This window comes from Bacillus sp. FJAT-27445, assembly GCF_001510665.1.
Lineage (GTDB): Bacteria > Bacillota > Bacilli > Bacillales > Cytobacillaceae > Bacillus_D.
Genome location: NZ_LMTI01000001.1, coordinates 808,466 through 817,045 on the forward strand (window position 1 = coordinate 808,466; position 8,580 = coordinate 817,045).

An 8,580-nucleotide genomic window follows, 5' to 3' on the forward strand; every position below is an offset into this window, starting at 1 on the left:
TAGCAACCGGTCATTTAAAAGAAAGAGCCCCTGCCGAGTGGCAAGGGCCCTTTTTGGACAAAAAAGACCCTTACCCTTTGACAGGTAAAGGTCTTGCTAACAACATGGCTGCTGCCAACAAAGCCGGAGGCTGTGCCCCGAAATGACGACTTTGCTGTAAAAGCTACTCCCCTTTAAGCTAATCCTATAAGATACGAAAATAATAAACTATTTTTACGTAAATAGCAAGCAGGAGCGATAAGTGCTGCCATTACGAGTGAAGGACAGGCTCCTCCATTGGCTTTCCGTGGCGGATTGTTGCCTGTGCGGCGGCAAGTCTCGCTAACGGAACACGGAATGGTGAACAGCTGACATAATTCAGACCCATCCTGAAACAGAAGTCAATTGAGCTTTTCTCTCCGCCATGCTCACCGCAAATACCAGTTTTAAGCGTCGGCTTTGTTTTGCGGCCGAGTTTCACGGCCATTTCAACAAGCTTGCCAACCCCGTTCTGGTCAAGGACGGCAAACGGATTTTCAGGCAGCACTTTCCTCTCGATATAGGTTTGCAGGAATTTCCCTTCAGCGTCATCCCGGCTGTATCCAAAGGTTGTCTGAGTGAGGTCATTCGTGCCAAAGGAGAAGAAATCAGCTTCGGATGCAATTTCATCCGCTGTAAGGGCAGCCCTTGGAATTTCAATCATCGTACCAACAGTATATGCAAATTCCCTGCCGGTTTCTTCTTTTATTAATCCAGCCGCATCAATCACAAGCTGGCGCATATCCCTGAGCTCATGGACATGGCCAACGAGCGGTATCATGATTTCAGGCTGTACGTTTATTCCTTTTGCCGCTACCGATGCGGCTGCGTAGAATATCGCTTTTACCTGCATCGTATAGATTTCAGGGTTGATCATCCCAAGCCGGCAGCCCCTATGGCCAAGCATCGGGTTGAACTCTTCAAGCTGGCGCACCTTCCTAAGCATTAGCTCTTTTTCCCTAAGTTCAGGAGAGTTCGGTTCAAGTATTTGCAGCTTCGTTATTTCGACAAGCAATTCCTCTTTATTAGGCATGAATTCATGGAGCGGCGGATCTAGAAGCCTGATGGTTACAGGAAGCTCTTTCATTACTTCAAAGATACCTTCAAAATCACCCTGCTGCATTGGCAAAAGCTTTTCAAGCGCGGCACTCCGTTCTTCAAAACTTTCCGATAAAATCATCTCCCGGACAATCGGCACCCTTACAGCATCCATGAACATATGCTCCGTCCTGACGAGGCCGACGCCTTCAGCGCCAAATTCTAACGCTTTTTTCGCATCATCCGGATTGTCCGCGTTTGCCCTGACTGATAAGCTGCGGGTTTCATCAGCCCACGTAAGCAATAATTTGAACTCATCCGACAGTTCTGGTTCGATCATCGGGATTTCCCCAACCATAACTTCCCCTGTGCTGCCGTCAATTGTGATGACGTCCCCGTAGTTTACGACAGTTTCTCCGGCTGAAAACTTCCTGTTCTTAACATCAATCTTCAACGCTTCACAGCCGCAAACGCAGGCCTTGCCCATTCCCCTTGCGACTACCGCGGCATGGCTTGTCATTCCGCCCCTGCTTGTTACGATAGCCTGTGCTGCGATGATCCCATGGATATCATCGGGCGTCGTTTCTGGACGGACAAGGATAACCTTTTTTCCTTCCTTCGCGAGAATTTCAGCTTCATCCGCTTCGAAAACCACGATGCCAGTCGCGGCACCCGGTGAAGCAGGGAGCCCTTTCGCAATGCGGATACGTTCAAATTTATCATCAATCCTGCGGTGTAAAAGCTGGTTCAACTGATCGGGATCAACACGCAGAAGCGCTTCCTGCCTGGAAATAAACCCTTCATCCACCATTTCAACCGCAATCCTGATCGCAGCCTGCGCTGTCCTCTTGCCAGTACGGGTCTGGAGGATATATAAGTGCCCTTTTTCAACAGTGAATTCAATATCCTGCATATCAAGATAATGCTTCTCGAGCTTTTCGCATGTTTCCGCAAACTGTCTGTAAACAGCTGGCATTTCTTCCTTCAGTGTCGAGATTGGCTGCGGTGTTCGGATTCCCGCAACAACGTCCTCGCCTTGTGCATTGATCAGATACTCACCGTATAATACCGCTTCTCCAGTTGAAGGGTTACGCGTAAACGCAACGCCAGTTCCTGAATCATCGCCCATATTACCAAAAACCATGCTCTGGATATTAACAGCTGTTCCAAGATGGTCAGGTATCTTATTAAGACGTCTGTAAACAATCGCCCGCTGGTTGTTCCAGGAATTGAAAACAGCATTGATTGACAGGAATAGTTGTTCTTTTGGGTCCTGCGGGAATGGTTTACGTGTATGCTTCTCCACAAGTTTCTTATAGCCTTCAATTACTTCTGCCCAGTCCTCTGCCTTCATTTCCGGGTCAGAGGAATACCCTTTGCTTGTTCGTACTTCCTCAAGGAACTGTTCGAAAAAGAAAACATCCACATCAAGGACGACATTACTGAACATTTGGATAAACCTTCTGTAGGAATCATAAACAAAACGTGGATTGTTCGTTAGTTCGGCCATCCCTTCAGCTGTTTCATCATTCAACCCGAGATTCAGGATTGTATCCATCATTCCCGGCATTGAAAACATCGACCCTGAGCGGACAGAAACGAGCAATGGATTGGTCGGATCGCCTAGTTTTTTGCCCATTTTGGCTTCAAGGCTTTCAAGCGCTTCTAATACCTGTGCGACAACCTCAGCTGGGAGTGATTCGCCTGCTTCGTAATAAGCATTGCATGCCTCAGTGGAAATGGTGAAGCCAAATGGCACCGGCAGCCCAATTCTAGTCATTTCGGCGAGGTTGGCCCCCTTACCGCCAAGCAATTCCTTCATTTCGCTATTTCCTTCATTGAACAAATAAACAAATTTTTTCATCGAATTGAGCTCCTTTCTATTTTTAGAACATCCAGAATGAGGCTGGCTGTTTCCTCTACTGCCTTATTGGATACATTGATTACTGGGCAGCCGACACGCTTCATTATTTTTTCAGCGTAATCTAGCTCCTCCAGGATTCGTTCAAAACTCGCATAATTAGCCTGTGACGTAAGTCCAAGTGCTTTTAAGCGTTCCTTTCGGATTGCATTAAGCTTATCCGGCGTAATGATAAGGCCAACACATTTTCCCCTTTGAAGCGAAAATATCTCATCCGGAGGTGGTACCTCGGGAACAAGCGGAACGTTCGCAACCTTGTACCGCTGATGGGCCAGGTACATGGACAGAGGTGTTTTTGAGGTGCGTGAGACGCCAATCAGGACAATATCAGCCCTGGCAATCCCTCGTGCATCACGCCCATCGTCGTACTTTACAGCAAATTCAATTGCTTCGACTTTACGAAAATACTCTTCATCGAGTTTTCGCATTAAGCCCGGCATGTGTTGCGGTTCCTTGTTGAATCTTTTGACAAAAGCATCCATTAGCGGATTCAGCAAGTCGACGGCAATGATGCCTTCCTCCGCGGCCCTGCGGTCGAGATGTGCCTTGAGTGCAGGGACTACAAGGGTATAAGCAATCATGGAATTCGATTTCTTCGCCATCAGAATGGCATCTTCGAGGTCTTCCGAATCTTCGACATACGAATTCCTCCGGATTTCCACATGCCCCCCATTAAACTGGGACGCTACTGCCTTGACTACAATTTCAGCTGTTTCGCCAACCGAATCAGATAGTACGTATACAACTTCCTTTTCCGCCAATTGCGCTTTCACTCCTTATCAGGGTCTAAAGCCCTGCTATTTCAAGGTATGCTTTAACGATGGTCGTTTTTGTTATCCTCCCAATGACCGTATATGTATTCGTGCTTTTGTCGGCCTCTTTTACCACCGGGAGGGAGTCGATTTGAAAATCGATCATTTTACGGGCTGCTTCAAGCATTGTTTCCTCCTGGCCAATCATGACAATATTGGGCATGCGGGTCATGATGACGCTTACAGGAAGCTCTTCAGGATTCCGGCCGCCGATGGAAGCCCTGAGTAAATCCTTCCGTGAGATAACGCCAGCCAGATGGCCATTTTCATCCACCGCGTACAGAGTCCCCACATCTTCAAGGAATAGCTGTACAATTGCATCGTATACTGATGCCGATTTTTGAATAACAATTGGATGTGCTTTGTATTCAGATACAAGCTTCCTGGCAATTTCGCCTGCAATTGCGGGCGGCGGAGTATTCCGATTCAAGAAATACCCGACCCTGGGGCGGGCGTCAATATTTCCAGCCATCGTTAAAATTGCAAGATCAGGCCTAAGGGCAGCCCTCGTTAGAGAAAGTTTATCAGCAATCTGCTTTCCGGTAATTGGCCCCGAGGTTCTCACAATCTCCAATATTTCCTTCTGCCGTTTGGACAGTTTAATTAAACCCACCTCCCCTTTAATCATCCTAATTAACCTGTTAATCGGATGATTTCTTTAAATGTGTTATCCTTAATATCAATTAGTATATTACATTTGTCCGAGATTGGAAACTTTATAGCGAAATATTTTAATGTCTATTTTGTTAACAGGCTGCCGGAGGGGGATTTTCCATCAGTTGAAAAAATCCCAAGTAAGCTGTTTTGTACCGCACGGAAGGTTTTTTGGATGCTTCTTTGCTGGATTTTCCCTTTGCCCTGAAAGTAATTTTATAGATTGATAAGCTTTTTCCGAATCAACCATCGGCACAGGATAACCCAGATGATAAAAGCCTGGATAGCACCATGGTTTATGGACATACTCTGCTGGCAATTCCCTTAATTGAGGCAAATGCCTCTTGATGAATTCTCCCTCCTTGTCGAGTTTTTCGCCTGCTTTTATAGGATGGAAATAACGGGAATGGCCTTTTCCGGCAAAAGACAAGCACAAATCCACCTCGGCGTTATTGATACAAGGGTCATAGTCAAGGAGATGGCTGCCAAGAAACCTTTTCATTAAGTCTGAATCGATCCTAAACGCACCGCATACAAAGAAAACTAATACCGCTCTAAGGCTATAGGGCAGCCAGCCTGATTTTTTTAATGAAAGGACAGCTGCATCGATAATTGGTATGCCGGTCTTGCCAGATGTTATTCTCTCCCATTCCTCTTGTGTCCATTTCCTCCCTTGAATGACTGGGAAATTCCCATTCGAGTTCTGCATCATCGTTGTTTCACATACGAGAAACCTTTTGTATAGGCTATCTAAAAAGGTGTTCACCGCTTTTTTAGATTCAGGCTGCTCGGTCTCATTTAATTCCCTTAACGCTTTCTTTACAACGCATTTCAGTGAAATATTTCCCCAGGTAAGATAAGGAGATAGCCTGCTCGAATAGTTCGAAGCCTTGAAAAGACTCTCCTTATTTTTTAAATAGTTTACGTACCTGCTTTCAAAAAAAGAATTCAGCGTTTCCATTGCATATCGCTCACCGCCAGGCTGGGCTGTAGGGATAAGTTCACCTTTTACAGGAAACCCCGCCAACTTTGAGGTTGAGGTAAACAGCCAATCCGGACGCATTGGCGGCGACTTAATAACAGGTGGAACGATTTTCCCTGCCTCCTCCATTGCCCTTAACCACATACGTTTTGAACTAGCGGACTCCTCGCCAAAGGGAAAAGGGATTATTTCCTCAAATGGAATGCCGCTCTTAATAAGCCAGCCCTGGTCGCAGGCATTGCTGTCCCAGGTATCCTTATGGAAATATAAGCGGATAGAGCCATATTCCGCCTGCAGCCTTTGAAAAATTGGCTTTGCTTCACCAATAGCAAAGCACAAAGTTCCCCCTAGTTCTGAAAGGCTAGATGAGAGGTCCTCCAGACTTTCCAGGACAAAAGAGAAATGCCGCGCCGAAAGGGTTCCTTCCTGCCAAAAAGAAGGGTCAATAATATAGATGGGCAACACTTCTCCCACCTTCGCGGCCATAAAGAGGGGCAAATGATCGTTCGTACGGAGATCACGCCTAAACCATACGATATTCAAATCCGTCTTCCTCCTTTCTGAAGGGGCTTTAATGTACAATACCCAACACGAATGGAAAATCCTGCCGACTGTCGAGGAAATTTGTAAATTCCATAAAAACATCCTCCAAAAGTAAAGTGAAATTGGACTTAATGGGGCTTTGAGCCGTGCTTGAAAAATGGCAAGTAAAATGAGGGGAGAACATAAAACCGCATTACGGATATAGCACGCAGTAACAATCTTTACTGAATAACAGGGAATTTAGGCGGTAAAAGAAGCAGCACATCTCGAGGCAGAAATCTCTAAGTTGATAGGAGCGGTAATCAACAGGCAGTTAGCTTAGGAATTACCCCCAAAAAACAAAATGGGCAGGAACCCATAATTGGCCCTGCCCTACTTTAATTCCAGAATTACCGGGCAATGGTCACTGCCCATAATGAAGCAATCGATATGCGCGTCCTTAAGCCGCCCTTCAAGCTTTTTCGAAACGATAAAATAGTCTATCCGCCAGCCTATATTCCGTTCCCTAACCTTGCTCATATAAGACCACCAGGTGTAGGCGCCTTCTTTGTCGGGATAAAAATACCGATAGCTGTCGATAAACCCCGCCTCAAGAAGTTCACTCATCCTTGCACGTTCTTCATCAGTGAATCCCGAATTACCTACATTCGATTTTGGGTTTTTCAGATCTATCCAGGAATGGGCGACGTTCAAGTCCCCGCACAGAATTACCGGTTTATCCGCTTCAAGCTTCAGGAGATGGTCCTTTATTTGTTTCTCCCATTCCAGTCTGTATCCAAGCCTGGCCAGGTCACGCTGCGAATTGGGCGTATACACATTGACAAGGAAAAACTCCTCATATTCTAGCGTAAGTACCCTTCCTTCCGGCTCACTTACGGAGGTACCGAGGCCATACCAGACATTTATTGGCTTTACTTTCGTAAAAACCGCTGTTCCCGAATAGCCTTTCTTTTCTGCATAGTTCCAGTATTGATGGTAGCCTTCCAATTCAAGTGAAATTTGGCCATCCTGGCACTTCGTTTCCTGAAGGCAGAAAATATCGGCATCGGTTTTATGAAAATAGTCCAGGAACCCTTTATTTACGCATGCCCTGATTCCATTCACGTTCCACGAAATCAACTTCATCATTTATTCTCCCCCTGTACAACAAAAGAGGGGCCAAACCCGGATCCATTATCCGGCAGCCCCTTTTTAAGTACTTTTCTATTCTTCGAAAACTTCTACTTTCTCCATTACATCGCCATTTCGCATAGCCTTAGCTGTTTCTAGGCCGGATGTTACCTTCCCAAAAACAGTATGGACGCCATTAAGATGTGGCTGAGGCTCGTGGACAATGAAGAACTGGCTTCCGCCTGTATCCTTGCCTGCGTGCGCCATTGAAAGCGAACCAGCCACATGTGTGTGCGGATTGCCTTCTGTTTCACATTTGATTGTGTAGCCTGGACCTCCTGTACCTGTGCCGTGAGGGCAGCCGCCTTGGCTTACAAAGCCCGGAATAACCCTATGGAACGTTAATCCATCGTAATATCCCTTCTTCGCCAATGTTTCAAAATTTTCTACAGTACCCGGTGCTTCTTCTTGATATAATTCAAATTCAATTTTTTCCCCGTTTTGCATCGTAATAACGCCTTTTTTCGCCATGTTTACATCTCCTTAACATCAGATAACAATTATGATACCATTTCTCTTTCAGAGAATGAAGTATTTAGCCATATCGCAGGTTTGAAAAACAAGCATCAGCCGTGGTACAATTGAATTGCTCCTTCCGAAAAACGCTTGTTGCGGGACACTTAACCAGTTCGGACGGAAGGGGCGGGGCGCTTCCTTAGGGGGGCGTCTTTTTCTATAATTTTAGTTTCGCAACAAGGCTAGGAAGTTCAGAATAAATTTTCACGATTTCATCCATTTTCATCCTGACAAGCCCGCTTGAGGATGGCGCGACAAAGTCAATGGTTCCCACCACCATTGGTTCCGCCTGTATTCCCCAAGGTATATCTTTTTTGGGGCTATACTGTTGGTAAACCCCTTTCCCGACAAAGCAGGCAATCCTAGGCTTGTACACCAGGATTTTTTCTTTTAATTCAATTCTCCCTTTGGAGTATTCATCTTTCGTAATTTCATCCGCTGCGCGTGTGGGACGGCTTACAATATTGGTTAGCCCGAGGCCGATTTCTGGGAGAAGATAATCTTCGACAGGCTTATATAAACGGGGGGTAATGGAAGCATTAAAGAGGATTTTCCAGAACCTGTTGTTAGGGCTCGCAAAATGATGCCCCGTCTCGCCCGAAAGAATGCTGGGATTGAAGCCGATAAACAGGATATCGAGATTTTCCCTAAGATGGTCCCGCACCATGAAACACTCACCTACCTTACTACATCCATACTACATATCTTGTCCTGTAAAAAACTAAAATCCTTTTTATCATATTAAATCATTTTGGTATGAAATCCTATTGCAAGCTGCTTTAAAGGAACAAAATCCAATTTCGCCCATTAATCATAACTGGAACAAAATGCGCAAGCGCCTTCGGGACAAGTAAAGAACACTTGTCCCTGCGATGATTATTCTGAGGAGCTTTCCTTAGTGGTCAGCCCCGACCAGATTAAGACGG

7 protein-coding genes are annotated in these 8,580 nt (G+C 45.7%); all 7 read right to left on the minus strand.

The features are described 5' to 3' along the window. Positions 1 to 250 precede the first annotated feature (250 nt). On the minus strand, positions 251 to 2,920 hold the full coding sequence (gene ppdK / locus AR337_RS04005) for a pyruvate, phosphate dikinase (protein ID WP_059170699.1): 2,670 nt from the start codon (positions 2,918 to 2,920) through the stop codon (positions 251 to 253). Then, positions 2,917 to 3,738, minus strand: coding sequence for a pyruvate, water dikinase regulatory protein (locus tag AR337_RS04010; RefSeq protein ID WP_059170700.1), 822 nt, complete (start codon positions 3,736 to 3,738; stop codon positions 2,917 to 2,919). The genes ppdK and AR337_RS04010 overlap by 4 nt, the downstream gene beginning before the upstream one ends. Positions 3,739 to 3,763: 25 nt before the next feature. Further along, on the minus strand, positions 3,764 to 4,402 hold the full coding sequence (locus AR337_RS04015) for a helix-turn-helix transcriptional regulator (protein ID WP_172797497.1): 639 nt from the start codon (positions 4,400 to 4,402) through the stop codon (positions 3,764 to 3,766). A 162-nt stretch (positions 4,403 to 4,564) separates the two neighbouring features. Further along, a complete protein-coding gene (locus AR337_RS04020; protein ID WP_172797498.1) occupies positions 4,565 to 5,968 on the minus strand; it encodes an FAD-binding domain-containing protein in 1,404 nt (467 codons plus the stop codon). 372 nt (positions 5,969 to 6,340) lie between these two features. Continuing rightward, the gene (locus AR337_RS04025) at positions 6,341 to 7,093 is read right to left on the minus strand and encodes an exodeoxyribonuclease III (RefSeq protein ID WP_059170850.1); all 753 of its coding nucleotides are present in this window, start codon (positions 7,091 to 7,093) and stop codon (positions 6,341 to 6,343) included. 78 nt (positions 7,094 to 7,171) lie between these two features. Continuing rightward, positions 7,172 to 7,609: a peptidylprolyl isomerase gene (locus AR337_RS04030; protein ID WP_059170703.1), complete on the minus strand. Its 438-nt coding sequence runs from the start codon at positions 7,607 to 7,609 to the stop codon at positions 7,172 to 7,174. A gap of 202 nt (positions 7,610 to 7,811) precedes the next feature. Then, complete coding sequence (locus AR337_RS04035) at positions 7,812 to 8,321, minus strand: mismatch-specific DNA-glycosylase (protein ID WP_059170704.1); 510 nt, start codon at positions 8,319 to 8,321, stop codon at positions 7,812 to 7,814. Between the last annotated feature and the right edge of the window lie 259 nt (positions 8,322 to 8,580).